This window comes from Azospirillum sp. B506 (assembly GCF_000333595.1).
In the GTDB taxonomy this organism is placed as follows: Bacteria; Pseudomonadota; Alphaproteobacteria; order Azospirillales; family Azospirillaceae; genus Azospirillum.
Map to the genome: position 1 here is coordinate 1 of NZ_BADK01001074.1, position 2,000 is coordinate 2,000.

At 63.4% G+C, this 2,000-nt stretch carries 3 protein-coding genes and 1 pseudogene; all 4 read left to right on the top strand.

Annotation, left to right across the window (positions count from 1 at the left end; translation table 11 throughout):
• Positions 1-204, top strand: a 204-nt coding sequence (locus I71_RS33150) for a helix-turn-helix domain-containing protein (RefSeq protein ID WP_042704338.1), incomplete at its 5' end; no start/stop codon positions are given.
• Positions 205-383: 179 nt separating this feature from the next.
• Positions 384-1,112, top strand: coding sequence for an HAD family hydrolase (locus tag I71_RS33155; RefSeq protein WP_042704340.1), 729 nt, complete (start codon positions 384-386; stop codon positions 1,110-1,112).
• A gap of 62 nt (positions 1,113-1,174) precedes the next feature.
• The gene (gene hfq / locus I71_RS33160; protein ID WP_012974114.1) at positions 1,175-1,423 is read left to right on the top strand and encodes an RNA chaperone Hfq; all 249 of its coding nucleotides are present in this window, start codon (positions 1,175-1,177) and stop codon (positions 1,421-1,423) included.
• Positions 1,424-1,514: 91 nt separating this feature from the next.
• Positions 1,515-1,946: pseudogene (locus I71_RS33165) on the top strand (GTPase HflX); the annotation flags it as partial.
• Positions 1,947-2,000: the final 54 nt, after the last annotated feature.

Below are 2,000 nucleotides of genomic sequence, written 5' to 3' on the forward strand. Positions count from 1 at the left end.
AAGGGGGGCGAGATCATGGGGCTGCCGCTGCGTGAAGCCCGCGAGGTGTTCGAGCGCGAGTATCTGCTGGCCCAGGTCACCCGCTTCGGCGGCAACATCTCCCGCACGNCGTCCTTCGTCGGCATGGAACGCTCCGCCCTTCACCGCAAGCTGAAGTCGCTGGGAGTCCATGGCAGCGAGAAGGGGAAAATGTTCATCGAGTGAGCGGCGTTATCGCTCGACGTTGACGACACTTTATTCCGGCCGTCCTCCCGCGAAAGCGGGAGCGCGGTGTACACGCAGCAATAAATCCGGCACGGTCTGGATCCCCGCCTTCGCGGGGATGACCTCGGCGTGAAGGGGTGGCCTCACGCCGACCTTATCGACGTTCACCGGAGTTTCCCTTGTCCGCCCCCATCACCCTGCCGCGCGCCGTCCTCTATGACTGGGACAACACCCTGGTCAGCAACTGGGACACGGTGCGCGAGGCGCTGAACCATGCGCTGGTGTCCTTCGATCTCGCCCCTTGGAGTGCGGAGGAGGCGCGCGAGCGGATCAAGGCGTCCTTGCGCGACAGTTTCCCCCGCATCTTCGGCGAGCGCTGGACCGAGGCGCGCGACCTGTTCTACGCCTATTTCGCCGCCCACCATCTGGATGGGCTGAAGCCGCTGCCCGGCGCCGAGACCCTGCTGCGCCATTTCCATGAGCGGGGCGTCTATCAGGCCGTCGTCTCCAACAAGAACGGCAAGTTCCTGCGGGCCGAGGCGGACGCACTCGGCTGGACCCGCTATTTCGGCAAGCTGGTCGGCGCCCAGGACGCGGAGTTCGACAAGCCGCGCATCGCCCCGGTGCGGATGGCGTTGGAGCCGGCGGGCATGGAGCCGGGGCCGCATGTCTGGTTTCTCGGCGATGCCGACATCGATATGGAATGCGCCCATGGCGCCGGGCTCATTCCGGTGCTAATAGGGCTGGGTGAGGGGAGCGGCTTCGACCGGTTTCCCCCCGCTCATTGCCACACCGACTGCATGGCGCTGCACAGCGTGCTGTATGGCTTGGTGGACGGCAATGGTGATACCATATCCCTGCAAACGGCTGTCGAGACGGTCCCAGCGCGCACCACACCTGCACCGTGAAACGGGGAGCGGACCACCTAAACGAAGGGGTCCCAAGAACATTGAAGAAGGGGGCATGAAAAATGTCTGAAAAAAGCCAAAACGTGCAGGACGTGTTTCTCAATCACGTCCGTAAGAACAAGACTCCCGTAACCGTCTTTCTCGTGAATGGCGTGAAACTCCAGGGTATCATTACTTGGTTCGACAACTTCTCGGTACTTCTGCGGCGAGACGCGCATTCCCAGCTCGTCTACAAGCACGCAATTTCGACGGTCATGCCGGCCCATCCCATTCAACTTTTCGAGCCGCCCAAGGAAGGTGAAAGCGTCTGATCCCTTGACCAATGGTAACGGCGCGGCCCCTGAAGGCGCCGCGCGGGCCATCGTGGTCCACCCCGTTCTCCGCAGTGAGGCGGACGGGGACATGCGCCCTCCCGAATCCCGGCTTGAGGAGGCGGTCGGTCTTGCCCAGGCCATTCAGCTGGACGTCGTCCATGCCGAATGTTCCAAGGTGAGCCGTCCGCAGCCATCGACCCTGCTTGGCTCCGGCACAGTGGAGCATCTGGCACAGGTCGTGGAGGAGACCGAGGCGACGCTGGTCATCCTCGACCACGCCCTGTCACCTGTCCAGCAGCGCAACCTGGAACGGTCGCTGAAGGCGAAGGTCATCGACCGTACCGGCTTGATCCTGGAAATCTTCGGCGCCCGCGCCCGGACGCGCGAAGGCATGCTCCAGGTCGAGCTGGCTTCCCTGACCTATCAGAAATCCCGGCTGGTGCGGTCCTGGACCCACCTGGAACGGCAGCGCGGCGGCTTCGGCTTCCTCGGCGGTCCCGGCGAATCTCAGCTTGAGCTTTGACGCCGTCTGATCGGCGACCGGATCATCAAGATCAAGAAGGAGCTGGAGGAG